Genomic DNA, 26,135 nt, shown 5'->3' on the forward strand with positions numbered 1-26,135 from the left:
GACGACCTCGGTGATTTCCCTTGCACCCTTTTCGGCTGTGTGAAAAGGCGGCTCACCGACTAGTCTTGGCGTTCATGATGACAAGCCTGGGTGCGAGGCTGGGCGACAATCCGCTCAGGCTTCTGGCAATCGGTGCCATCGGCGTGGGAATCGCATTGTTCGCTCTCGCGGTCGGATTCGCGGGCGCAACACTGTCCGATCAGTTGTACATCGTGGTGCTCGTGGGCTTGATGGCCGGTATCGCGTGGCGACCGAGAACCTCGCTCGTGGTCGCCGCCTCGGTCATCTTCTTTCTGGGCTTCATCCGGCGCGTACTCGACGACGGCGGCAAGGAGTCCGCGGATCCCTTGGTGGCCCTTCCCGCCATGCTGGTGATCATCGCGATCGCCTACTGCGTCACCACCAAGGACGGCCCACGCGACCTCTGGCAGAAGCTGATGTACGTCACGGCGGCCGTGTACGTCGCGGCCACGGTCACTCATGGCCTGATCGGGCCGAACTTCCTGTTCCTCACGCTGGTGCAGATCTGCCTGCTCATCGTCATCGTGCAGATTCGGTCGGGGTCCCTGCCGGACGTGTGGGGCACCATGGAGGCGCTGCTGCCGTTCATCGGATTGGCCATCGGCCTGTACGGCATTTACCAGTTCTTCGTGTTGCCGGACTGGGATGTGCGCTGGATGGAGTCGTCCAAGCTGACGTCGATCGGCAAGCCGCTGCCGCAGGAAGTGCGGGTGTTCGGCACCGGCGATGCGCCCAACCCGTTCGCGGCGTTGCTGTCCACCGCGCTCCTGGTCTCGGTGAGCCGGATCCTGCAGTCGCGCTTGGTCATGCAGATCTTCTTGGTGGTCGCGGTGGGCACCATGGCATTCGCGCTGTTCCTCACCGGTGTGCGGTCGGCACTGCTCGGCGTGGCCGTTGGTCTCGGCTGGATGGTCATCAGCGGGCGGGGCGGGCTTCGTCGCCTGGTGCCGGTGGTGCTCGCAGTCGGCGCCGGATACGGGCTGCTGCAGGTGGTCGACCGGTTCAGCGGCAGTTCCTCGATCCTGTCCGCGGATCGCTTCACCAGTTTCGACGCGGGCAGCGACCGATCGGCCCAGGTGCGGCTCGAGCTGATCAAGCTCATTCCCGACGCGATGCTGTACCCGTTCGGGAAGGGCGCCATCGGGCTGTCCACCGGATCGGTCGCGAACCTGGACAACATGTTCGTCGACATTCTCTATCGCGCAGGGCCGTTCGCTGCCATCGCCGTGCTGGCGTTGCTTTTGAAGGCCGTGCTCGACGCGTGGTCACTGCGGCTGGATCCGGCGGCGCAGAGTGCCAGCGCGGTGGTGCTGTTCTTCCTCGTCTACAGCGTGTTCTCGAACCCGTTCGCGACGTCGATGGGGCTGATCGCGTCCCTCGCCCTGGGATCGGTGATGCGGCGTGCCTGGGTGCTGAAGAGCGAGAACGCGAAGGCCGCGGCCATCGAACGACGCGCTCAACTGGACCGGGACTCGGAAGTGGCCGCGCGCTACAACGCCGCCGTCCGCGCCGAGCGGCTCACCACCGATGCCTGACTCGCGGCGACGGTCGCCGAAGGACTTCGCGGTCGACACCCGCATCGAACTGGCCAACGTTCTGCTGCGAGTGCCGAGTGCGTGGTTCCGAAACAAGCTGGCGCGCAGTCTCCTTCGGTGGGACATCGGCACCGACGTCGTGGTGGGGCGGCACACGCGTGTGCTCGACCTGGGTGGACTGAAGACGGGCAGCGTGGTCAACATCGGCCACCACGCACATCTGGACGCGCGCGGCGGGATCGAGATCGGCGACAAGGTCGACATGGCCCCGTACGTCAGCATCTTCACCGTGGGTCATGATCCGGACAGCCCGACCTTCGCGGGCACCAGCAAGAAGACGGTGATCGGCAATCGGGTGTGGCTGGCCACCGGTAGCTCCGTCGCGCCCGGCTCCGTCCTCGAGGACGGAGTGGTGCTCGGCGCCAAATCCGTAGCCCACGGCCGGCTCGAAGCGAACGGCGTCTACGCCGGTAATCCCGCGAAGTTGTTGCGCTATCGGGCGGACGGCGCGCAGGAGGGGCTGAAGCCCTACCGCCGCTTCTGGATCTGACTCAGCTCCCGCAACGATCGATCCAGCCGGGCCACCAGGGTGTCGTCGGAGTAGTCCGCGGCCCGTTTCACCGCGCACCGCGACATCGAGCTGTAGCCGGACGGAGTGTCGAGTAGTGCCTCGAGCGCGTCGGCCAGGAGGGTGGGGTCGTCGGGCTCGATCAGGACGCCGTCGACTCCGGGGGTGATGATCTCGCTCGGTCCGCCGCCGCGGGTGGCGATCACCACCAGCCCGGCGTTCATCGCCTGCACCACCACTTGCCCGAACGGTTCCGGGGTCACCGAGCAGTGCAGCATGATGGCGCTCGATGCGAACAGTCCGGTCACGTCGTCGGTGTGTCCGAGGTAGTCGGTGGCGCTCGACGCCTCGACCATCGCCAGGAAGCGGTCCCGGAACTCGTTCTCGCCGAACAGGGTTCCACCGGCCACCGTGAGGTGGACACGCTCGTGGCCGGCGCGCCGGTTCACCTCGTCGACGGCGGCGATGGCGATGTGCGGTCCCTTCCACTCCGAGATCCGGGCGACGAAGGCGATCGGGACGGGACCCGACGTCGGCAGGGTCCGCGGACTCGTCGTCGCGGTGTCGGGATCGATACCGCTCGGACTGGGCACGACCCGGATCGGCATGGCCGGTTCGAGGGCCGTCACCGTGCCGGCGGTCCATTGCGAGTTCGCCACTGCAGCAGCGATTCTGGGAAGCGTGACGTAGCGGGTCAGCAGCTGCTTGGCGCGTGACATGTAGGTGTCGGTGAGACCGTCGCGGACCCAGTAGACGATTCTGGTGCGGCGGGTGCGCGCCAGAGCCAGCAGCAGAGCCATGCGCATGGTGTTGGCTACGAACACCGCATCGCGGTTGCGACGCACATATGCGCGTAGAGCGAGCTGAGTGCGAAGGGCGTTCGCCGGCCCGAGCGTGGTCACCGGAATGGACTTCTCGCGCAACGGGTTCCACACGTCGCCGTCCTCGAGGGTCAGTACCTCGACGTCGGCGAGCGACGTCGCCTGCAGGTACCGCACGAGCGCAAGCTCTCCGCCGCCCGGTACCGACGTGTGGTCGGCGAAGATCCACCGCGGTTCCGTACTCACGAGGAGGGCCGCCCATTCGGTGTCATGCGGTCGAGCTCGGCTCCCAGCACCGGTGCCAGCGCGGCAGACGCGTGCGCACTCAGATGATGCTCGTCGCGGTAGATCAGGATGTCTCCCACCATGGGGAAGCAGGTCGAGTTGCACAGCCACTGCGTCGAATCGACGTAGTCGGCTCCGGCCGCCGCGGCCGCACGCTCCTCGACGTTGCTCAGTGCGGAGTCGGTGACGTCGCCGACGGGCTCGACGCACTCCGCCGAGTTGTCGAGGTTCGCCGAGAGGCACACGGCGGGCGCGGTTTTCCAGTGCGGCGTATCTCCGAGCACCAACGTCGACGCGGTCGGCGGAAGTGCCGTCAGGACGCTCGTCAGGCCGCTCGACCATGCCGCGTCGTAGTCACCGGTGCCCTGCCACACGGAGGAGTAGACCGTCGAATACGCGCTGACCACCACGAGATCGGGCTTCAGCTCGGCGATGTGCTGCAGCGCCGCCGCCCGCCACTGGTCGCATTCGGTGAACGGCCGTTGCAGCAGGGTGCTGTACATCTCGATGTCGACGGGCGGGCAGGCCGACTTGGTCATCGTGACCAACTTCGTCGACCGCGACGACGCGTACCGTTCCATGGCCGGGAACCATTGCGACGCATGCGAATCACCGAACAGCACCACGGTTCGGTCGGACGCGGTGTCCCCGTACTCGCAGGCGATGGGTGTGGTGTCGGCCGGCGCCGCTTCGCACTTGTCCTCGTAGATCTGCGGCAGGTCCTTACGGGCACCCAGGAGGGTGGGTTGCAGGTTGCTCGGCACGGACGTCGGGAACTCGGTACCGGACGAGGCGAGAGCGATGTTCGCCTCCGGCGCCACCGCATTGGTGTACAGCGCGGGGAGGCGTCCGACGACGACTCCGGCCAACAGGACGATCACGGTCATGCCCGCGGCCATCGCGTAGCTGCGGCGCTTGCGGGCCGTGACGACCGGTGCGGCGCGCAGTGTCTCCTCGATGAATCGCCACGTGAGCCAGGACAACACGACCGCGACCACCGTCAGCCCCAGCTTCTCCAGCAGGTTCAGCTCGCGGGGGAGGAGGAGAGCCGGTATCAGGAACAGCGGCCAGTGCCATAGGTAGAGCGAGTACGAAATCTTGCCGATGAACTGGAACGGTGGCAGCGCGAGGAGCATCCGCACGCCGCGCTCGGTGTCGTTGCCCGCGATCATGGCGCAGGTCGACAGGACGGGAAGCAGTGCGATCCACCCGGGGAACGGCAACGTGTCGCTGATGACCGCCGCGGACACGATGAGCCCGACCAGGCCCGCCCAGCTGATCGCGGCCTTGACCGCGGCGGGCAGGGTGGAGATCAGCGGAATCGCAAGCGCCACCAGGGCTCCGGCAGCGAGTTCCCATGCGCGCGTGGGGAGCAGGAAGAACGCGAGGCCGCGGGAGAAGTCCGTGACCACCACCGACAGGGCCAGCGACACGGCCGCTGCGACACCGATCCACAGGGCGGTGCGGCGAACCCGCCCGTCCGACTTCCGTGCAACAAGCAGCAGGAACAGCGGCCAGATCAGATAGAACTGCTCTTCGACACCGAGCGACCAATAGTGCTGCACCAGAGACGGAGTGGGGTCGGCAAGGTAGTCGGTGCCGTTGTAGGCGAACCAGAAGTTGCCCAGGTGCACGGCCGAGAACATCACGTCGCGGGTGATCTCGGTCAGCGTCAGCGGAGGCAGCAGCACCTTCGCGGCGACGAGCGTCACGAGAAGCACGAACAGTGCCGCCGGCAGCAACCGTCGCAACCGCCGGGCGTAGAAGCCGGTGAGCGAGACCGTGCCGGATCGACCGATTTCCGACATGAGCATTCCCGTGATCAGGAAACCCGAGATCACGAAGAACGCGTCGACCCCCACGAACGATCCGGGGAGTGGACTCAGCCCTGCGTGGTAGCTGACCACCAACCCGGCGGCAACGGCTCGCAAGCCCTGGATGTCACTCCGGCGGTTGTCTTTCGAAAGAAGGCCTGTGCCAACGTCTGTCACTTACCGAATGCATCCGAGTGGCGGTCGGCGGTGGCCTCGGCGTCGTGATCGGCGGTGGAGCGGTCCATTCCCTCGGTCGCGTCGTCGACGGTGGCCGTCGCCGGGCGCTGCGGACCGCTGTGACGACCGTTGCGGAGCGGAGCCGGCACCGGACGCACCGCAACAGTGGGCCGGAACGCCGGAGCCGGGGGTACGTACGTGGGAGGCGGAGCCCCGTGGGCCTGGGGTCCGTACACCGGACCTCTGGGCTCGTAGGCGGGAGGCTGCTCGTAGGCCGGAGCCTGCTCGTAGGCGGGAGGCTGCTCGTAGGCCGGAGCCTGCGCGTAGGCGGGAGCCTGCTCGTATGCCGGAGCCTGCTGCTGCGCGTAGGCCGGGTGCTGCTGTGTGTACCCCGGTTCCATGGCCACAGGTTCCGCGACTCGTCGCTCCGGAGCGCCACGCTCGGCGGTTCTACGGGTTGTCCGCTTCTTCTGCGGAGCTTCCACTGCGTAGTAGGTCGCCTCGAGTACGCCCGACGCCTTCGTGAACGTCAGTACGGACCCGAGAATGCGCGAATGCACCGTGCGCAGAAGCTTCGTCACGCTCTCCAGGCTGGAGGCACTGGACGATCGCAGAGCCGCCACGATGATCACACCGTCGACGAGGGGCGAGATGACCGATGCGTCCGTGACCGGAAGGGCGGGAGGCGAATCGATGAGAACGTAGGTGAAGTTTCGACGCAATTCCGCTACCACGTCGCCCATGGCCGCCGAGCCCAGCAGTTCGCTGGGGTTCGGTGCCAACGCTCCCGCGGACACGATGGCGACGCCCGTGTCGCCGGGGTACTGAATGGTGTCGGCAAGGCGGGCGGTGCCGTCCAGCACGTCGCCCAATCCGATGTCCGAACGCAGGGCGATGATCTTCGCGAACGACGGGCGCCGCAGGTCCGCCTCGATGGCAACCACACTCTCACCGGCTTCGGCCAAGGCTTGAGCAAGGTTGAGCACCACGGTCGTCTTGCCGTCTCCGGCCTTCGCGCTGGTGAACAGCACTGCGCGCGGCGGATTCTCGAAGTCGACGTGGGCCAGCGAGGTGCGCAACTTACGGAACGCCTCCGCGGGCCGCGACTGTCCGATCGTGAACTCGGCGATGGAGTCCTTCTTCAGGTCACGGTCCTTGGGGATCTCGCCGAGCACCGGAACGTCGAGAAGTGTGGACGCCGTTGCCTTCTCGGTGACCTTGTTGGACAAGCGGGTCCAGAGCATCGCGACGGCGATACCCACCACGAGACCGCCGCCGGCGCCGAGGAGCAAGAACCTGAACAGATCGGGGGCGATCGGACCGGAGGGCAGCGCGGCGATCTCGGTCTGCTCGACCTTGACCACGGCGGGGCGGCCGGCTTCGGGTGCGTCGACCTCGGCGATGTAGGCGATCGAGTTGGCGGCGACCGCGTTCGCGAGATCCTGCGCGGTCTGGGCGTTGTCCGCCACGACCGCGATGGCGATGACCGGGGACTGCGGTGTGTTGGTTGCCGCGACGCTGCCGACCAGATCGTCGGGGCTCTCGGGCCCCAACTGTGCGGCGGTGCGACTGAGGACCTGCTGACCGCTCACCAGGGCGGTGTACGCCGCCGCTCGCTGGGAGGAGAGCACGGTGCCCTGGTACGCGTCGGACACCGAGCCACTGCCCGTGGCGGTGACGAAGAGTTGAGACGACGCCGTGTACGTCGGATCCACGGTGGTGTACGCGAAGAATCCGCCGCCCAGACCGATGAACAGGGTCGCGACGATGACCCACCAGCGCGTCGCCAGGGCTCTCAGGTAATCGGTGATGTCCACGTATCGAAGTATAGAAATAGATTTCGGTATTCGCCCGATCGGGAGGTAAACATCAGTGTGACAATTCTCTGCCTCGGTATCGTAAAGCGTAGCTGCAGTGGTGTTTTCGAGAGCATCGCAGCAAGAACGCGATAACGGCGCCGGAAAATAGCCCGAAAACCGAACCCATTACCCGGTTCGAGAAGCGCAGTCGTTCTTCGGGTCGGTATTGGAAAAGCGCTCTTTCAGGAATGCAGCGAACGGCGTCGGGTCGACGGCATGTCCTTTACCGGCCTGAACCTGTACCTCGATCACGTCGCCCTGTGCGCACGCCTTGTCGATGGCCCCGTCCGTCGACGACGGGATGACCGTCATGTCCGCGTCGCCGTACACGACGAGCATCGGTGCCGCGGCCGGTGTTCGCGGGAGGGCGTAGCGAGACAGTACGGCGGTCAACGCGTCGGCGTCGGCGGGTGTGGACGGTGCGAACGACGTCTGCGGCGCGGCGTTGACGATCAGATCTTTGGCCGGTTGGTTCTCACCCACACATTCGAGGAGGGTGGAGATGCCCTTCTCGACGGTGTCGTGCAGGTAGGCGCCGACCTCGATGGCGGGATCGGCGTTGTGAATTCCGGTGATGAGCATGGGGTAGACCTGCTTCTGCTGCCCGGTCAGCTTTCCCGTGGCGGCAGCGGTGACGTAGTCGGTCACGTTCGCGGCGGGCGAGAGAGCGACGGCGCCGACCATGTCGAGGCCGGTGCCGTACGTCGCGGCCGCCTCGTTGGCTGCCCACGCGGCTTGACCACCCTGCGAGCCTCCGACGGCGGCCCACCTCGTGGACGTGTCGGGAACCGTGTACCGCGCGGTGCGCACGATGTCGATGACGTTGTTGGCGGCGGTGGTGGGTTCGAGGTACGGATGGCTGGTCGCCTGATCGGGTCCGAGACCTTCGTAATCGGTTGCGGCAACGACGTATCCGAGCTTGAGCAGCGCGGCCATGGACGGCGCGACACCCCGCAGAGCGGTCGACGCGGTGGGCCCGCACTCGGGAAGGATGCCCGACGTCCCGTGGGCGAGGGAGACGATGGGCCACCCGCCCTCGGGGACGTTGCCGTTGGGGACGGCGATGGTTCCGTTGACGGTGGTCGGCTGGCCCGTCACGCCCGAGATCGACCGGTACACCACGGTGCGGATCGACTTCGACGACCGCGCGAGATCCTCGTCGGACGTGTCGATCTCGGTGGACGACAACGCCGTTCCCCGATCGTCGCCCGGGGGAGGCGTGGCGAGCGCTCCGGTGGCGTAGATGTCGGGCCCGAGCCCGCCGCCGAGGAATTTCGCGGCCACCGCGGCCACGATCATCACGACGAGGACCGCCGCGACAGCCAACAGCACGGTGCGGGGACGCACGCGGCGTGACGGCGTGTCCACTCGACGCATGCTCACTGGACTGCCTCGCAGGTGTTCGCGACCGGCCGGCCGGCGAACCGGTCGGCAACCCAGTCGCCGATGGGTGTGGTGTCGATTCGGTGCGTGCTGTCCGGCTGCAGCCGGGAGTCGATGATGTCGCCGAGGCCGCATGCTCTGTTCACAGCTGTGTCCACCCAATTCGGTAGTACGAGATCGTCTTTCCCGCCGTAGAGGACCAGGATCGGAACCGTGGTCTCCGTTTTCGGCAGTGAGGTGTCGCGCAGCCAGCTTCGCAGGTTGCGTGCGGCGTCGTCGGTGGCGGGAACGAAATCGGTCGGCGCCACCTTCTGCAATGCGGTGTCGCGCTCGACGGTGCCGTCGCCGGCGCAGACCAAGGTGCCGGCCAAGTTCTGTTGTGCGTTCCGCATGTAGTCGTCGATCCGCCTGTCGGGGTGCACGTTCGTCATCCCGGTGAGCACGAGCGGGAGGACGCCCACCTGGCGGGTAGACGGCGTGCCGTCGATCGCGGCGTCGGCCAGACCTTCGAGATCGAGGGCGGGGGAGGTGGCGACGGATCCCACCATCGGCAACTCCGGCGCGTAGGTGGGAGCCTGCTCGGCGGCGGCCCACGCTGCCTGTCCGCCTTGGGATCCGCCGTACGCCAACCACTGCGGCCGGGTGTCGGGCACGAGGGTCCGAGCGGCGCGGACGGCGTCGATCACGTTGTTCGCTGCGGTGATCGGTTCGAGGTAGGGATGGCCGGATCCGACGCCGAGTCCTTGGTAGTCGGTGGCTGCGACGACGTACCCGCGTGCGACCAGCGTCGCGATGACCCCGCCGCTGCCGTAGAGGTCCGAATGCACGGACGGGCCGCACTCCGGCTTCACCCCGGTGGTGCCGTGGGCGAAGGACACGATCGGCCATCCGCCCTCGGGCGCCGCTCCGGGAGGAACGGCTACCACGCCGGACACCTGAGTGGGGGACCCGTCGACCCCGGACGTCGACGTGTAGACGACGCGGGTGATCGACGCCTGCGTCTTCGCGAGGCTCGGTTCGGTGGTGAACAGTCGCTCGGAACTCTCGACGTGGCCCGGTCCGGTGGTGGGCTGCGGGTCGATGGCAGCCACCTCCGACGTTTTCGTGCACGCCGACGCACAAATGGCGAAGACAACCGTCGCGCCGACGATTTTCGCGCCTCTCAACAAGCTCTTGTCACCTTTCGGGGGCCCAAACGATCATGAAGTCGACGGTCCGGGTATCAACGCGTACTCCGTAAACCATATGTCGCCGTAGTGGTTTCGGCAATTTGTAAGCTATCGGTCTCTTTCCGTTTTTGCCTGGTCAAATGTTTTCCTACCTCTTACCCATTAATGGCCTCAGTGGTGTACAAATGGCGGTCTCAGGCAGGTGCGTGAGCCATTGGAATGTATAGATCGGTGATGCCATGGATTCGCGAGTGAGCATGTCGGGCTGGATGCGCGGCCTTGTCTGCGCGTCCTTGGTAGCGACTTTGGCATCCCTCTCGGCGCCTCCGGACGTGCGTGAGGCGCCCGTCGTCGAGCCGGTTGCCGCGACCCAGTTGGCCCGACTGGGATTCGCCGAGGGCCCGCAACTGCTCTACCAGTCCGACGCCGACCTCGCGCGGGAGCTGGACGCGATGAAGGCAGCGGGCGCGTCGTGGGTCCGGATGCTGACGAGCTGGTCGATGATCGAACCGCGGCAGGGCCAATTCGATTGGGCGGCAACCGATCGACTGGTGAACTACGCCACGGCCCGCGGGATGAAGGTGCTCGGGCTCGTGACCTACACCCCGGGCTGGGCGCGCTACCGCCAGTGGTCCGGATTCGAGGGCCGGCCGGCCGACGAGGACGTGTTTGCCGAGTTCGCCCAAACCGCCGCCGAGCGCTATCGCGGCAGGGTGAACACCTGGGAAGTATGGAACGAACCGAATCTGTGGTTCTTCTATTTCCCCGGCGTCGACGCGAATTCTTTTGCGCAAATTCAGAAAGCGACGTACACGGCAATAAAGTCGTCGGTTCCCGAGGCGACGGTTCTCGGGCCGGGATTGGCGAACGCCAACAATGTGAGTGCGGTGTCGCGCTCGCCGATCACATTCCTCACCTCGCTCTACGCATTAGGGGTGGGCCCGTACATGGACGGCATCGCGCTTCATCCGTACACCTACCCGTACACACCGATCGACCCGGCGAACACGACGTGGGACAACGTCGCGGACGCCTATGCCGTGATGAGTGCCAACGGGGACGCCGGCAAGAAGATCTGGATCACCGAGTACGGAGCGCCCACGGGAACAGCATCGCAGAACGTGACCGACGCGCAGCAGGCCACCATCCTGGGGTCGTTTCTGACGCACACCGCGACGGTGCCGTATCTCGGTCCGGTCTTCCTCTATTCGCTGCGCGATTCCGGAACCGACCCGTCGAAGACCGAGCAGAACTTCGGCGTACTGAATTACGACTTCTCGCCGAAGGCGGGTTACCAGGCGGTGAAGAATTACGTAACGGCGGGCGGGAGATAGTCCGGCGCCCATTGTCTCGATTGGCCGATGCCGGAATGGTCTGAAATACTCGGCGGACCATCGACGGCAAGGAACCTTTTCGCGTGATCGCACTACGCACTTCGCTACGTAGGCTGACCCTCATTCTGATTCTGGCAATCGTGGCCACCGTGGGGACCGTGTCCGTCGGGTCCACCCCCCGTGCCGGAGCCACGCCGGCGGACGTCGGCTTCTCCAGCGGCGCCTCGATGGTGGAACTTCCGAACGACGAGTTGATCGGCGAACTCGACGCCATGGTGGCGGCCGGCGCGTCGTGGCTGCGGCTCGACATCACCTGGAAGACGGTGGAAACCCGGCCCGGGCAGTACGACTGGTCGCGCGTCGACAACGTGGTGGATCAGGCTCGCAGTCGCGGGCTGACGGTGCTGGGCCTGATCGGGTACGCGCCGGGCTGGTCGCGGCCGCCGATGTCGGTGCTGCAGGGTCCGCCGCTGGATCTGGAGCTGTTCGGCAGGTTCGCCGAGGTCGCGGCCACCCGATACAGCTCGTCGATCACGCACTGGGAAATCTGGAACGAGCCGAATCATCCCGGCTTCTTCTCGCCATGCCCGAGCGTTCCGGTGTACTTCGGCCTGCTCTGGTCGGCCTACCTCGCCATTCATCGCGTGCAGCCGAGTGCCGTCGTCGTCGGCGGAGGATTGGCCAACCGTCCCGACGGCCTGTGCTCCATTGCCCCGAAGACGTTCGTCGACCAGCTCTACGCGATGGGCGGCGGCGCATTCCTCGACGCGGTCGCCGTGCACCCCTACACCTGGCCGGACACTGTCGCCGAGGACACCCGCGGGTACTGGAACTCGGTCGGCGCGGTCCACGCGACGATGGAGGCGAACGGTGACGGCGGCAAGAAGGTCTGGATCACCGAGTACGGCGCTCCGACGGGCACGGCGGGTGTGAGCGAGGATCGTCAGGCGCAGATCGTGGTGAGCGGGGTGCAGGCCGCGCGGTCACTGCCGTACGCGGGCCCGATATTCGTTCACGCGATCCGTGACCGCGGCACCGACCCGGCGGCCACCGAAGACAATTACGGACTGCTGCGCAAGGATTTCTCGCGTAAACCGGCATTCGATCAGCTTTTGTCCGCCAATTGATTACGTCGTTGTTTACGGATACGTGAACAAGTAGAACAATAGGCTTCTCCATATCAGCTGCCCCTCGAGCTGTCGCTTTTAGCGTTAGGCTTTTCCCATTTGCAGACATCGTCGCCTGCATGAATGGTCAAGCAAGCGAAGGGTTCGTGGGCGATGGCAACCATCGACTCCAGTGCGTCCGCCGGCTCGGCGCCGGTGACCACCGACGTCGCACCCTCGGGACGTGTTCGACGGGTACGACGCACGTCGTCGCGACGTGATTGGGAACAGGGTTACGTGGACCGGCTGCGCATCACCGATGTCGTCGTCGTGGTGGCCGCTGTTGCCACGGCGCACTTCGTGCGCTTCGGAGCAGCCGACGTGGACGTGTCCTTCACCTCGGCCAGCTACACCATCCTCTCGTTCGGCCTCGCCGCACTGTGGATCGTCTTTCTCTCCATCTTCCGGACGCGTTCGCCGCGGGTGGTCAGCACTGGGGCGGAGGAATACCGCCGCATCATCTCCGCGACCTTTCAACTCTTCGGCGTCATCGCGATCCTGGCGCTCGTTCTGCGGCTGGATATCGCGCGCGGGTATCTCGCCATCGCCCTGCCCACCGGACTGATCGCGCTGCTCGGCTCGCGTTGGCTGTGGCGTCGACACATCACACGTGCGCGCAGTCACGGCCGCTATCAGACGTCGGTGATCATCGTCGGCAGCCGTAGTTCGGCAATGTCGATGGCGCGCAGCTTCACCCGAGATCCGAGCTCGGGATACGCCGTCGTCGGTATGTGCCTGCCCGAGTATCAGGCGGATGCTGCGCACAGGGTCAACGACGGCGCTCTGACCGTCGACGGGTTCGACATCCCCGTCTTCGGCACCGAGCACGACGTGTTGACCGCGATCGAGGAGTCCGGCGCCGACACGGTGGCCGTGACCGCGACGGATCACATGGGTCACAACGGTATTCGCAAGATGATCTGGGATCTGGAGAAGAAGAACGTCGACCTGGTGGTGGCGCCCGGGGTGGTCGACGTCGCCGGCCCGCGGCTGCACATGCGGCCCGTGGCCGGTCTGCCGTTGATCCACGTCGAAAAGCCTCAGTACAACGGTGCATCACGGTTCGGGAAGACGTTCTTCGACCTGGTCTTCGCTGTCACGGCACTGCTGGCGATCTCGCCCGTGCTTCTCGTGGTCGCGGCGGCCGTCAAGCTCACCAGCAAGGGTCCGGTGCTGTACCGGTCGGAGCGAATGGGGTTGGACGGCAGACCGTTCCAGATGATCAAGTTCCGCAGCATGGTCGTCGACGCCGACAAACAGGTCGCAGATCTCCTCGCGCGCAACGAGAGTGACGGGGGAGTGCTGTTCAAGATGCGCGACGATCCTCGTATCACCAAGGTCGGGAAGATCATGCGCCGCCTGAGCATCGACGAGCTGCCGCAGTTCGTGAACGTGCTGAGGCGCGAGATGTCCATCGTGGGGCCGCGCCCGCCGCTGCGCCGCGAGGTGGAGACGTACGACGGTGAAGTGCGCCGACGCCTTCTGGTCAAGCCGGGTGTGACCGGGCTGTGGCAGGTGAGCGGTAGATCGGACTTGTCGTGGGAGGAGACGGTGCGCTTGGACCTCTCCTACGTGGAGAACTGGTCGATGACCGGCGACATGCTGATCGTGTTCAAGACGCTGCGTGCGGTGCTAGGCAGCGACGGGGCCTACTGACCCTGTCGCCGCCCCTGAAGCTAGGGGATCTGCGGTCCGACGAGCCCGCGAGCGACCAGATCCATGTCGTGTTCGACCATGGCGGTGACGACCTGCTTGAACGTTTTGGTCGGCTTCCACCCGAGAACGCGGTGGGCCTTCCTCGCGTTGCCGAGCAGAACGCCCGAGTCGGCGGGCCGGTTGAATCGCGGATCGATCACGACGTGGTCGGACCAGCACGGAATGCCTGCGGCGGCGAATGCCGCGATCACGAAGGCGCGGACCGTGTGCGCCTCGCCCGTTGCGATCACGAAGTCGTCGGGTTCGTCGGCGAGCGCGATCCTGGTCATGGCGTCGACGTAGTCCGGCGCCCACCCCCAGTCACGCATCGAGTCGAGGTTGCCGAGGGAAATGGTGTCGATGTTCCCGGCGGCGATCTGCGCGACTCCGGCGGTGATCTTGCGCGTCACGAACGACGTGGGCCGGCGCGGTGAGTCGTGGTTGTAGAGAATCGCGTTGCTGGCCGAGAGTCCGCGCGAACGGTAGGACCCGACCATGTTGTGCGAGAAGGCTTTGGCCGACCCGTATGGCGAGATCGGAACGATGGGGGATTGTTCGGTCTGCGGTACCTCGCCTGCGCCGGCGAAGATCTCGGCGCTGGAGGCGTTCACGAAGCGCACCTTGCGTTCGCCGCTCTTGGTGAGGGCGAGGCACTCCTCCATGAGCGCGATGGCCGCGAGCCCGTTGACCTGGGCGGTTTCGAGCGGACGCTCCCACGACTGACCGACGGACGACAAGGCCGCCAGGTGCATGACATAGTGCGGCCGGATCTCGGTGATGACGTCCTGCGCCGTCTTCGACTCGGACAGGTCGGCTTCGATGATCTTGACCGTGGACGGTAGATCGGGATTGTGCTTCGCGTGCGAGCCTGGCTGACGGGTTCCCCAGACGGTCCAGTCGCGCTCGAGCAGCTTCTCGGCGAGGTAGGTGCCGTCCTGGCCGCCGACGCCGGTGATCAGCACGGTGGGTGTCGATGTCATGACAGCGCTCCCGCCGGATCGGTGTGCGGTGTCACTACCATGGTCCCGGCTTTCGGATTGTTTCGTCCGGCGAGGAGCACCTCGGCGTCACGTAACAGGGGGGTACCCACGAAACTGTGCATGGAAACTCGCCTTCGAAATGGTTCGGATGGTAAAACCGGGGCGCGGTATCTGTTTTGAAGCCGCTATTCGAGATATTGGTTTGCTCGCATCTCCGATGCCGTTTCAATAGTCTCACAGTTCTCGAAAAGTGCACTGCGAGAGTTGATTCGGTATCGCTAATCCGAGCAAGGTTCTTGAATGTTTTCGTCTTCAATCGCTACTTCGTTACGGCTACGAGAATGGATTGGTGAATATTTGCCGGTCGCGGGAGGGGGCGGAATGGTGAGCTCGGAGTCCATATCCGGCAAGAATGCGCAGCCGACGCCTAGCATCGCCTCATGGCGACCCGCATGAAGCCCCTCGTTCGGATCGGCGGGTTCGCTGCTGCCGTTCTGGGCCCGGCTGTTGCCGGGTTCGCCGTCATCCCGATCCTCGTGCGTGTCACGAGCGCGGACGAGTGGGCATCCGTTGCGGTCGGACAGTCGTCGGGAGCGTTGGCCACCATTGCGGTAGCCCTCGGTTGGGGATTCAACGGTCCGACCCTGGCGGCTGTGGCCTCGCCGGCAGAACGCCGCACGATGGCGATCAATTCCATCATCGCCCGAGGGTTCGTCGCCCCACTCGCCATCGGGATCGCCTGCGCAGTAGCTGCGCTCTTGCGGCCGGACGACGCCGCGGTATCGGCGGTGTCCGCACTGGCGGCAGCGTTGCTGGGGCTCGGTATGACATGGCTGTTCATCGGTGCGGGTGATGTTCGCGCGCTGCTCGTGCTCGACGCTGTACCGCGGGTCGCCGCGTCGGCCGTGGGAGTGTGGTGGGCCGCGTCGTCGAACAGCGCTCTTGCCTTTGCGTGGTGTCAGGTAGTTGGCGCGATTGTGTCGATCCTGATGTCTGCCTACTCGAGTACACGAGGTGAGCGCTCCGGCGAGGTCGGAGTAGCAATCGCGTTGACGCAAGCTAAGAAACAGGTCTTCGCCAGTGTCACCCAGCTGACCTCGGCCACTTACCTGACACTTCCGACCCTTGTCGTGGCGGCCTTGGCGCCGGGCAGTGTCTTCATCTACGCCATCGCGGACCGTTTGAGCCGGCTGATGTTTCTCGTTACCGTCCCTGTCTATCAATGGTTGCAAGGGTGGGTGCCGAGCAATCCGATAAGTCAGGAGACCCTGCGGCGAATCAAGCTGGCCACGAACATGTCTCGCGTCATTGCTTCGACGGTCGCCCTCGCAATCGTGATCGGTGGCCCCACGTTCGCCGGATTCCTCGGCGACTCGCAGCACGATCTGACATGGACGCTGTCTGTACCCATCGGCTTGACCATCGGCTTCTCGGTTCTGTCCCGATGCTCGGGAATGGTTTGCCTACTCGCGCTGGGTAAAGATCGCGACGTCGCTGTCAGCGCCGTACTCGGCGCCGTCTGCGGAATTCCACTGCTGTTTATTTTGGTTCCGTTCGGCGGAGCAGTCGGTGCGGCGGTGGCGGTGCTCATTTCCGAAGCGGTGGTCACCGCTTTTCAGGCATACCGACTCCGCTCGGTCGTCCGCACGACGCGTCGCAATTTGTCGGCGGAAGCGCAGAGCGTTGTTCATCACTGATTCGGCCTACGTTCAACTGTGACCTCGGTGTCGAGATTCGTCCTCGATTGCAGGAGTCGAGAGGTTGTCAGAATCGACGTAGTCTGACCGCAATCGATCGTCGGCCGCTCACGGTCGCTCATCTGGGAGTTCATCAAAATGCGCATTACCGTTTTCGGGACCGGTTATCTAGGCGCAACACATGCGGCGTGCATGGCCGAGCTCGGTCACGACGTTCTCGGTGTCGACGTGGACCCGGCAAAGCTCGCCAAACTCGAGGCAGGCGAGGTCCCGTTCTGGGAGCCCGGCCTCGAAGAGGTGTTGCAACGCAACATCGCGGCCGGAAGGCTCCGGTTCACCTCGTCGTACGAGGAAGCGGCCCAGTTTGCCGAGGTGCATTTCCTGGGAGTGGGTACCCCCCAGAAGAAGGGGGAGTTCGCCGCCGACATGATCTACGTCGACGCCGTGATCTCCACCTTGGCGCCGCTGCTCACCTCACCAGCGGTCATCTTCGGTAAGTCGACCGTGCCAGTCGGCACCGCCGAACGACTGGGCGTGATGGCGCGAGAGCTTGCTCCAGCCGGTGACGGGGTGGAAATCGCGTGGAACCCCGAATTCCTTCGTGAAGGCTTTGCCGTCAAAGACACCCTGCACCCTGACAGACTGGTTCTCGGCGTCGATCGGGACCGTCCGGGACGTGCGGAGGCGCTGGCACGAGAGGTGTATGCACAACTGCTCGACGAGGAGATCCCGTTCCTCGTGACCGATCTCGCGACTGCCGAGCTGGTCAAGGCGTCTGCCAACGCGTTCTTGGCCACCAAGATCTCGTTCATCAATGCCATTGCGGAGGTGTGTGAGGCGTCGGGCGCCGATGTGACCGTGCTGGCCGATGCCATCGGACACGACGCGCGCATCGGCCGTCGCTTCCTCAACGCCGGCATCGGCTTCGGCGGAGGCTGCCTGCCCAAGGACATCCGGGCGTTCATGGCCCGCGCCGGCGAACTGGGTGCTGACCAGGCACTGACGTTCCTGCGGGAGGTCGACAACATCAACATGCGCCGACGTACACGGATGGTCGAGCTTGCCCGCGAGGCCTGCGGCACGCTGCTCGGCTCCCGCGTCGCTGTACTGGGGGCGGCATTCAAACCGGATTCGGACGACGTTCGTGATTCACCAGCGCTGAATGTTGCCGGACAGATTCAGCTTCAGGGTGCCGCAGTGACTGTGTACGACCCCAAGGCGATGGACAATTCTCGTGCTCTCTTCCCAACACTCGGCTACAGCGCGAGTGCGCTGGACGCGTGTCAGGGTGCAGACGCCGTGCTGGTGTTGACGGAGTGGAAAGAATTCCGCGCGCTGACACCCGCTGATCTAGCTCCTGTCGTGCGATCGAAGACGATCATCGACGGACGCAACTGTCTCGACCCTAAAATGTGGCGCGACGCGGGATGGACCTATCGCGGACTCGGACGCCCGTAGTCCGACACCGAGGTGAATTCTGCTATCAGACACGAAGAACGCCTACAAGCCGTACCGCTGTTTATTAACGCGAACGTAAAACGAAGCGGCATGGCTCATTTGGTCAAAGACGCAACCACCCTGGTTGTCGCCAATTCACATACTTTCCGTTCGCACGTGTGCGTCGGCGAGATCACGAGTAGCGTTCATTTTTTGGTTCGGTGTAACGAACCGGCGTCGGCAGTCGACACCCCCTTCAGAACGATGCACGCGGTGTCGGTTGAACGAATGACAGTGACCACTCGGTAATTCCCCCGTTACCTGCGGACTTTTGCCGAGTACGTGTTTTTATGCTTGTGATGTCGCACACGCGGTCAGCATGGCCGCAGAAGTCGTGAGATATTTTTTTCAACTAGCCACCGTCGGGTTGGGGATTACACCCGCCGGTGCAAACCGATCGGGAAGGCGCATTTCTGTGACGACGCTTCGTTCTGAGACGCAGCCGGCGGCGCGGTCTCGACGGGCGTTCGTCCTCTCCCGCGTTCGCGGCACGGTGCAGGAACCTGAGGCCCGGCACGTCTGGGAGCAGAAGTACGTCAAGAATTTGCGGGTGACCGACACGATTGCCGTGATCGTCTCCGTGGGCGTCGCTCAATGGGTTCGGTTCGGGGCAGTCGAGTCCTCGGTAACGGTCGGCCACACGGATCTCATGTACACGGCAATCTCCGTCGGCCTGGCGGCCTTGTGGTTGGCCTCCCTTGCAATCTTCCGTACTCGCTCTCCCCGCGTGATCGGCACCGGCGCGGAGGAGTACCGCCGCATCGTCTCGGCCACACTGCGCTTGTTCGGCGCGGTAGCCATCGCGGCTCTGATCTTCAAAGGTGATCCGGCGCGCGGCTACCTCGCTATTGCCTTTCCCCTCGGGCTGATCTCGCTGCTCGTGACGCGGTGGGGTTGGCGACAAGTTCTCACCCGTCGCCGCGCTCGAGGCGAATTCCAGACATCGGTGCTCGTCGTAGGCAGCCGATCGTCCGCTACGACTTTGACGCACTCGTTCGCGAAGTCACCCACCGCCGGCTACAACGTCGTGGGAATCTGCCTTCCCGGATACGAAGCGAACGACTCCGCCAGCGTGACAGTCGGCGACAACAGCGTTCCGGTCCTGGGCGACGAAAGCTGCGTCCTCGACGCCATCGAAGTGACCGGCGCCGATACCGTCGCTGTCACGGCGACCGAGCACCTCGGAGTCCAGGGCATGCGCAAGCTCGCCTGGGACCTCGAGAAGCTGAACGTCGACCTCGTCGTATCGCCAGGCGTGGTGGATGTCGCCGGCCCGCGCCTGTTGATGCGCCCCGTTGCCGACCTCCCGCTGATTCACGTCGAGAAGCCTCAGTACAACGGCGCCACGCGATTCAGCAAGACCGCCTTCGATTTTGTCTTCGCTCTGCTGGCTCTGCTGGCCGTCTCGCCGGTTCTGCTTGCCACCGCGATCGCCGTCAAGACCACCAGCCGCGGCCCGATCTTCTACAAGGCTGAGCGCATCGGGCTGGACGGAAAACCGTTCCAGATGATCAAGTTCCGCAGCATGGTCGACGGCGCGGACAAGCAGGTCTCGGCATTGATGGAACAGAACGAGAGCGGCGGCGGAGTTCTGTTCAAGATTCGTGACGACCCCCGCACAACCGCGGTGGGCAAAGTGATGCGTCGGTTCAGCATCGACGAGTTGCCGCAGTTCTTCAACGTCCTCAGGCGCGAGATGAGCGTCGTCGGACCTCGGCCGCCGCTGCGTCGCGAGGTCGAGACCTACGACGGCGATGTGCGCCGGCGCCTGTTGGTGAAGCCCGGAATCACCGGCTTGTGGCAGGTGAGCGGCCGATCGGACCTGTCGTGGGACGAGACGGTGCGCCTGGATCTCTCCTATGTGGAAAACTGGTCGATGGTAGGTGACCTCCTAATTGTCGCCAAGACGGCCAAGGCGGTGGTGGGCAGCGATGGGGCGTACTGAGCGCAATTGCGAACCCGTCGAGATTTCCATCGACCAAACGCTCGTACAGGCAAAAGACGACGGTCCAACCGGCAAGTTACATGTAATAATGGCGTGCCACAATCGGCGGCCAATGACTATCCGATCACTGGAAAATCTGATGGTCAGTGCATCGCAGATCGCGGTCGAATTCGACGTAACTATTGTTGATGACGGATCCACGGACGGAACTTCGGAAGCGGTTCGGACTCTGCTGGGTGACGCGGTTACGGTCATCCAAGGTGACGGCAGTTGGTACTGGGCTCGGAGCATGCAGATAGCTGAATCGTGGGTGCTTGATAGGTGCAGGGGTCCGCGCGATTGCATTCTGTGGTTAAACGACGACACCTACCTCGATGAAGGTGCCCTTCACATACTGTTTAAAACGCAATCCGATCGACGCGACAACATCGTGGTCGGAGTTTTCACAGAGCCGGCATCCGACGAGCGCTCGTACGGTGGTCTGAAGAGGGTCGGCTTACATCCCTTGTCCTATCGACAGACCGCCGGTGGCGATGAGGGTACGAACCTGGATGCGTTCAATGGGAATTGTGTGCTCGTCCCGGTTAACATTGCTAGAAAAGTTGGCGGGATTGACGGAGGCTTTGCGCACGCTTTGGCCGACATCGACTACGGATATCGCTCAAGAATGTCCAGAATCGCGATTTCTGAAACTCCGAGAGCCATCGGTCATTGCGCGCGTGGGGACCGGGCAGTCGACGGCAGTATGATCACCCGCTGGAAGTCGTTCACAGGCGTAAAGGGCGGCGGGCACAGGAAATCGATGACAAGAATCTTGCAAAAAACTTCACCGCGTATGTGGCCGCTGATAATTGCGGCAACTTATGGGATTTGGTGGGTGCGCGCCATTACCTCGGCCCTGGCGAATCCGGCGCAGGCGCTCACAAGCCCTGCCAAGAGTGAGACCAATACGTAGTGAGGGACGGCATATGAGCGAGCGTAGGGTTTTGTTGACTTCGCTGTACGGAGGAGTCGGGAACCGGATCAAGCCCCTGCTCAGCAGTCGGGAGTTGGCCATCGCTACCGACCGAGAGCATCTTGTTTATTGGAAACGAGATCATCGATTTCAGGCGAAATTGAGCCAGTTGTGGAACTTTGATGTCAGGCTCGTCAGTTTTGTACAGAATGCCTACGCATTGAAGAAGCACCCCACGGTCACAACGGGGCAGGCTGTCACTGAACTCAACGACGTTTCTTGGGTAAATGCTCGCCATCACGACCCGTTTGAATTTGCGGAGCAACCCCGGACATGGGAGGAATCTTTTCGTGAGCTGGTTCCCCATGAGTCAATTCAAGTCAGCATACGTACTTTGCTCTCGAACTCCCTCCTCAGCGGTCCTTATGTTGGGTTGATGGTCCGCGCCCATAACCAAGCGCACCCCCATACGAAATCAACGTCACCCGTATCGTGGTTCGTTGCTCGCATAAATCAAATCCTCGAGGTGTCCCCAGACATGAGCTTCTACTTGTCGTGCGACGATCCAGGTACTCAAGCTGAGCTGCAGAGCCAGTTCCCAAGCATCGTGGCGATGAAGAAGGTGGGTAGATACAACTCTACGGCCGGCGTGCAAGAAGCAGTGGCCGACTTGTATTTGTTGGCTCAATCGTCTTACTTGATCGGGCCGGCCTGGTCGACCTTCGTCCACATGGCAGACGCCCTCCGCCCCGCGCCGATGTATCGGGTCGAGACACCGTTGGATCCACCGGATGTGCCCGTGGATTTCAGAAGTCTCGCACCCTCCAGCTCGCAGTACAGCTGGATTCGTTGAAATTACAGTGGCGATGTCCTGTCGAAAACGTCTGAAGTCGTCGACAATTCAATGCCCAGGGAAGGCCCAACTTGCCCGATGCACGTGCGATGGCTCGTTGGGTGTTGCCTTGCTTGAACAATGACCAGAGGGCGTAGCCTAGCGCTGGGTTCTGTATTTGGTCTGTCCAGCCAGGCAGTAACTTTCTTGCTCCAATTTGGGTATTCTGCCGTCACATCCAGATTGATCGACCCTTCGGGTTTCGGAGCCTACGGCGTAGCTCTGGGAGCTTCGGCGTTGTTCGCGATGGTTGCGACTGCGGGAATCGGTCAAGCGACCATGTTGCTGCAGGAGGATTCGCGACGAAGTATCAGGGCGATGTCCGGCCTCGCACTCATCAGCGGGGCCGTTGTCTCGATGGCGTTACTCTTGTCAGCGAACCTCTGGTCGGATCTGTGGGGGACACCTGAGGCTGTCAATCCAACACGAATAATTGCACTATTTGTCCTTGCAGCTCCGCAATCCGTTGTGATGCAAGGCGTAGCGCGGCGCCGTGGTTCTTACAAACTGCTTGCGATATCTACCGTCACTGCAAACGTCGTTGGCATGGGAGTAGGGGTGGCCTGTGCGCTTCAGTTTCGAAGTGCATCAGCCCTCGTAGTATCTCCTATCCTCAGTCAAGTCTTGGTTCCAATTCTCATTCAGATTGGTCTCAGGCGTTTTTACTATCCTGCATTTGATAAAGAGATCTCGAAGACGATTACGCCCTTCGTAGGTAAAGTGCTCGTCTTTGGCTTGCTCGCATACGCAGGGCGCAACGTACCCAGGATCGCTGTAAGTAGATTTCTCGGGTCCTCAGTCTACGGCAACTGGAACCGGTCTGACGTCCTGACATCCATGCCTTTGCAAACTGTCGAGACCGCTATAGTGCAGGTCGTTTACCCAGAATTTCGTCACGATATTCTGGACAGGAAACGTGCGCACGACAACTGGGCCAACATGATGTTGTTGGTGGCCTGGATTGGAGTTCCAACCTCCGTTGGATTGGGAGTGGTGGCGCCCCACCTGATACCGATCTTGTTTGGTCCAGGATGGCAGATTGCTGCAATTATCGCGCCCGGCCTTGCTCTAGCCTCCGGTCTGCAAATGCCGGGCTCGGTTCTCTCATCCGGATTACAAGCAACTAACAATCAGACGCAGACGTGGATTTCGGAAGGGCTCGTACTAGTCATCCAAGTCTGGTGCGTTGTGCCGCTCATTATCTACGGAAACATCTGGTTTGCGATTGGAGGGGTGATCGCGGCACCTGTAATCAGACATACGTCCGACCTTTACTACGCAAACCGGCACGGACTCGTCAATCTTCGCCTCCTGCTGCCGGGTTACGCGAACGTAATCGTTTCAAGCACGGCCCTCGGTGCCGGCCTCTATTTCTTGCTGGATTTTGCCTTCGATGGGGATCGACCTTTGGTGCCACGGTTCGCGTTGACATTGATGGCCGCCCTGGTAGCTTTGACCTTGGTCTTTGTCTTCAGGAGGCGACTCCCACCGGTCAAGATTGCGAAGCAGTACATCGGAAGATCTTGATTACCGGACGACGATCGAAGTGGGAGGGCTCAGCATGGACCAAGTGTTCGATGGCTTGACCACCGTAGGCGTCCTGGGCGCAGGACTTACAGGGATGTTTGTGCTTGTGTACGTAGTGAGTCGTCGTTTCGCGGTGGGCCTCGCTGTTGTGTCATTTATGGCCGTGTCCAATTGGGATATACCAATTTGGCCGACCTTGGTGTACGTCGGTGGTTTATCCGTGACGGTTCCAGATGTGTTCACGGCTGTCTTTGTGCTCAGCGCGCTGGTCCGGTCGCCTAACGTTCTGTCCCGACTGTTCTCCGCTTACTCGCTGCTACTTGCGCTCCTCGTTTTGATGCTGAGCTACTCCTTGGTTGTTGGAATATCACAATTCGGTCTCGGTACAGCCGTAAATGAAGCTCGCGCCTGGATCTCAATCCTGGGCGTCTCTTTTTGGATCCTGACTTACCCCTGTGCACAACAAGACCTACGAGCCCAATTCGAAAAGTTCCTCACTTTGACTGGCTTTGGTGTTGCCATCGTTGCAGTCGTGCATATTGGGATGTATGGCTTAGGGAATGCATCCTCCGGTGTACTGAACGACAACGGCATCACGGCGATAGGTGGCCGTCCGATCACGGCAGTCCAGGCGATGTTTATATCAGTTGCGGCGCTTTTGGCGCTATCTAAATGGTCCCGCGGCCTCGGCAACTGGCATCTAGGCCTGTTTTGCGTATTCGGCGTCTTTGTGTTGATAACCCAGCATCGATCTGTTTGGGTGGCCACTCTCGCCGGCGTAGTAGTGATTATCGGTAGCATCCCCGTAGTTCGTCTCGTGGTACTGGCCTGGTGGGCGTGTGCGATCGCACTGGTCAGCTACGTTGCCGCAAGCTTGGGTGGGCTGGTGACGATTGGTAGCGATCTGACCGCCTCGGCTCAAAACTCGAACACATACAATGGGCGCTTATACGATTGGTCGGTGCTGATCGACCGGAGCATAATTCAAGGTATAGATACGATTATGCTGGGGGCGCCATTCGGCAGTGGTTGGAACAGAATCAGACCGGACGGCATCCTGCTGACGTACATACCCCACAACTGGTACATCTCTTCGTATCTACGTGTTGGCGTCGTTGGCCTAGTTGCATTTGTGGCTGTCTTGCTGATCGCGCTTGTTTATACCTTTATAGCGGCCAGATCGCGTCAGGAAGAAGTCGCAATACCGTTAGCAATACTTGTTTACGGGTGGGCCTACAATGTCCAGTGGTATTTGGTTCCGGTTCTTGTCTTTTACTTGGCCAGCGCTGTGATGGGAAAGACCAGCCGGGTTGACCGCGACGCCGTCATTGGGGGCGAGACTGGGCGTTTGCTTAGATCCTCCGAGCATCGGTACGCGTCTCAAAGATAGCTGCGGTCGGACATTATTCGTGTAGCGGCAATGCCCATTCCCTCGCGAATCCTATGCTTGAACGTTCCGTAAGGCACCCCGGTCGAGCCGCTGATTCCCTCGATGTGGAGTCTTCGCCGGAACTGAACCCAGGCGAGACCGTCGAAACGAGTTTGCGCAAAGCGAAGCGCTGCAGCGTGTTCTAGGTATCTGCCGTTTATTTCGTCTACCAGTGGTTCGAGGCCAGTCATATACGTGGTCCAGGTGGCGCAGTCTGTGACGAAGTATTTGGTATCTACCTGCTTGAGATCCGACGAGACTCGGCACGATATGAACCGATCGAAGGACGCGCAGCGGGAGAGGAGGGTTGCGTGATTCTTGACTTTCAAGCGGCCGGTTATTTTGGTCACCGTCCGAATGGGTATAGGACTAAGGTTTAGGAATTCGGCCACGCGATCGAACATCAAGGCCTCGCCGTTCCCTTTACCTTTCTCGGACACTGACGGGTCCTCTAGATACGACAACGTGGAAAGTGCGTGACCCTCCCGCCGGGCAACGGTCTCAAAGTCTGATAAATCGGCGTTTGTGTTCTCTACAAACAGAATCTGAGCTCGGTCGGGCTTAATTTCCCGCGCATAGAAAGCGAGAGCCGACTCATAGTCTGCGCGTCGCATGCCCCAGTCCGAACGTCGTAACGTTGGAACTGATCGGGGTTCGACGGAGGCTGTCAGTACGTAGAGATCCAATTCTGTGCCCTTATCTTTGCTCTAGTCCTGGCGTTCTGCGCAGATTTCATTGCAACAGTGAAAAGCAGATTGTAGATGCGCTGATCACTCGAACACAAACCCTTCGAGCATCGAACCTGGCGTGCATGTGTCGTGAATTCGATGAGCCGGTGATTGTCGCATTCCCTTAGATCAGCTCACGAGAGAATTGCTGAAAACTGCCTGCCTCGACCGCCTCGACGTTCCGCCTTGTCATCGCGCAAGGCAACCCAAACCGCGGTCGCGTCGCTGCACTGATGAGCCCTAGCGAGCACGCAACGCCGGTCCTGCGTTCGGTCGCCCCATGGGCTGACACTACCGCAGGATGCGCGCTCAGGAGGCGTGGTGACGGCTAGGCAGTCGCGACCGTGCGTATGAGATTACGGTGTGGTGTTCATCAGACGATGCTCGGTCAGTGAGACAAGTCAGGCGTCGTTATTTGACGCTGGTACAGGTTAGAAGAAATGTAACTCACCGGGGTGTGGTCGCACCTCAGATACCTTTCGAGACAAAGGACGGCGCCGCCTTGTCCTTCTCGGAGAGTTGGTATTCGAGGGCGGACCCGTCGCGGCCGTGCGTGGGCCAGTCGATGGCCAGGTCGGGGTCGAGTGGGTTCAGGTCGCGGTCCAGGGACGGGGTGTATTCGATGGAGCACAGGTACATCACCGTCGACTTGTCCTCG

General features: G+C 62.6%; 19 protein-coding genes. 12 read left to right on the top strand and 7 right to left on the bottom strand.

Going from position 1 to position 26,135, the window contains the following annotated elements; translation table 11 throughout:
- The first annotated feature begins 74 nt into the window (after positions 1-74).
- The gene (locus tag IEW02_RS19770) at positions 75-1,556 is read left to right on the top strand and encodes an O-antigen ligase family protein (RefSeq protein WP_188546585.1); all 1,482 of its coding nucleotides are present in this window, start codon (positions 75-77) and stop codon (positions 1,554-1,556) included.
- A complete protein-coding gene (locus tag IEW02_RS19775; protein ID WP_188546586.1) occupies positions 1,549-2,106 on the top strand; it encodes an acyltransferase in 558 nt (185 codons plus the stop codon). Before IEW02_RS19770 ends, IEW02_RS19775 begins: the two co-directional genes overlap by 8 nt.
- Here the strand turns inward: IEW02_RS19775 and IEW02_RS19780 are convergent.
- The 5 genes from IEW02_RS19780 to IEW02_RS19800 form a co-directional block, all read right to left on the bottom strand.
- Positions 2,085-3,191, bottom strand: coding sequence for a glycosyltransferase family 4 protein (locus IEW02_RS19780; protein ID WP_188546587.1), 1,107 nt, complete (start codon positions 3,189-3,191; stop codon positions 2,085-2,087). The two genes, IEW02_RS19775 and IEW02_RS19780, sit on opposite strands and share 22 nt — an antisense overlap.
- Positions 3,188-5,221 (bottom strand): acyltransferase family protein, encoded by a 2,034-nt coding sequence (locus IEW02_RS19785; RefSeq protein ID WP_188546588.1) that lies wholly within the window; start codon positions 5,219-5,221, stop codon positions 3,188-3,190. Before IEW02_RS19785 ends, IEW02_RS19780 begins: the two co-directional genes overlap by 4 nt.
- Positions 5,218-7,038, bottom strand: a complete 1,821-nt coding sequence (locus tag IEW02_RS19790) for a tyrosine-protein kinase domain-containing protein (protein WP_188546589.1) — start codon at positions 7,036-7,038, stop codon at positions 5,218-5,220. The genes IEW02_RS19785 and IEW02_RS19790 overlap by 4 nt, the downstream gene beginning before the upstream one ends.
- A gap of 168 nt (positions 7,039-7,206) precedes the next feature.
- Entirely contained in the window at positions 7,207-8,448 is a 1,242-nt protein-coding gene (locus tag IEW02_RS19795; protein WP_188546590.1) for a lipase family protein, read from the bottom strand.
- An 11-nt stretch (positions 8,449-8,459) separates the two neighbouring features.
- Positions 8,460-9,554 (bottom strand): lipase family protein, encoded by a 1,095-nt coding sequence (locus IEW02_RS19800; RefSeq protein WP_188546591.1) that lies wholly within the window; start codon positions 9,552-9,554, stop codon positions 8,460-8,462.
- A 317-nt stretch (positions 9,555-9,871) separates the two neighbouring features.
- On the opposite strand from IEW02_RS19800, the gene IEW02_RS19805 reads away from it, so the two are divergent.
- The 3 genes from IEW02_RS19805 (at position 9,872) to IEW02_RS19815 (ending at position 13,788) form a co-directional block, all read left to right on the top strand.
- Positions 9,872-10,966 (top strand): endo-1,4-beta-xylanase, encoded by a 1,095-nt coding sequence (locus tag IEW02_RS19805; protein ID WP_188546592.1) that lies wholly within the window; start codon positions 9,872-9,874, stop codon positions 10,964-10,966.
- Between the two features lie 83 nt (positions 10,967-11,049).
- Positions 11,050-12,093 (top strand): glycoside hydrolase 5 family protein, encoded by a 1,044-nt coding sequence (locus IEW02_RS19810; RefSeq protein ID WP_188546593.1) that lies wholly within the window; start codon positions 11,050-11,052, stop codon positions 12,091-12,093.
- Between the two features lie 123 nt (positions 12,094-12,216).
- Complete coding sequence (locus IEW02_RS19815; protein WP_229746169.1) at positions 12,217-13,788, top strand: sugar transferase; 1,572 nt, start codon at positions 12,217-12,219, stop codon at positions 13,786-13,788.
- 20 nt (positions 13,789-13,808) lie between these two features.
- Here the strand turns inward: IEW02_RS19815 and IEW02_RS19820 are convergent, their stop codons facing one another.
- Positions 13,809-14,807, bottom strand: a complete 999-nt coding sequence (locus IEW02_RS19820) for a GDP-mannose 4,6-dehydratase (protein ID WP_188546594.1) — start codon at positions 14,805-14,807, stop codon at positions 13,809-13,811.
- Between the two features lie 440 nt (positions 14,808-15,247).
- On the opposite strand from IEW02_RS19820, the gene IEW02_RS19825 reads away from it, so the two are divergent.
- The 7 genes from IEW02_RS19825 (at position 15,248) to IEW02_RS19855 (ending at position 24,710) form a co-directional block, all read left to right on the top strand.
- Entirely contained in the window at positions 15,248-16,504 is a 1,257-nt protein-coding gene (locus tag IEW02_RS19825) for a lipopolysaccharide biosynthesis protein (RefSeq protein ID WP_188546595.1), read from the top strand.
- A gap of 138 nt (positions 16,505-16,642) precedes the next feature.
- Positions 16,643-17,962, top strand: coding sequence for a UDP-glucose dehydrogenase family protein (locus IEW02_RS19830; RefSeq protein ID WP_188546596.1), 1,320 nt, complete (start codon positions 16,643-16,645; stop codon positions 17,960-17,962).
- Between the two features lie 454 nt (positions 17,963-18,416).
- Positions 18,417-19,946, top strand: coding sequence for a sugar transferase (locus IEW02_RS19835; protein WP_371829980.1), 1,530 nt, complete (start codon positions 18,417-18,419; stop codon positions 19,944-19,946).
- Positions 19,933-20,901 (top strand): glycosyltransferase family 2 protein, encoded by a 969-nt coding sequence (locus tag IEW02_RS19840; RefSeq protein ID WP_188546598.1) that lies wholly within the window; start codon positions 19,933-19,935, stop codon positions 20,899-20,901. Before IEW02_RS19835 ends, IEW02_RS19840 begins: the two co-directional genes overlap by 14 nt.
- A gap of 13 nt (positions 20,902-20,914) precedes the next feature.
- Positions 20,915-21,754, top strand: coding sequence for an O-fucosyltransferase family protein (locus tag IEW02_RS19845; RefSeq protein ID WP_188546599.1), 840 nt, complete (start codon positions 20,915-20,917; stop codon positions 21,752-21,754).
- Positions 21,755-21,874: 120 nt separating this feature from the next.
- Positions 21,875-23,320: an oligosaccharide flippase family protein gene (locus IEW02_RS19850; RefSeq protein WP_188546600.1), complete on the top strand. Its 1,446-nt coding sequence runs from the start codon at positions 21,875-21,877 to the stop codon at positions 23,318-23,320.
- A gap of 34 nt (positions 23,321-23,354) precedes the next feature.
- A complete protein-coding gene (locus IEW02_RS19855; RefSeq protein WP_188546601.1) occupies positions 23,355-24,710 on the top strand; it encodes an O-antigen ligase family protein in 1,356 nt (451 codons plus the stop codon).
- Between the two features lie 1,235 nt (positions 24,711-25,945).
- On the opposite strand, the gene IEW02_RS19860 is transcribed toward IEW02_RS19855, so the two are convergent.
- Positions 25,946-26,135: dTDP-4-dehydrorhamnose 3,5-epimerase family protein (locus tag IEW02_RS19860; RefSeq protein ID WP_188546602.1), on the bottom strand; the 190-nt coding region annotated here is incomplete at its 5' end.

Origin of the sequence: Rhodococcoides trifolii (assembly GCF_014635345.1) — a bacterium.
Taxonomy (GTDB): domain Bacteria; phylum Actinomycetota; class Actinomycetes; order Mycobacteriales; family Mycobacteriaceae; genus Rhodococcoides; species Rhodococcoides trifolii.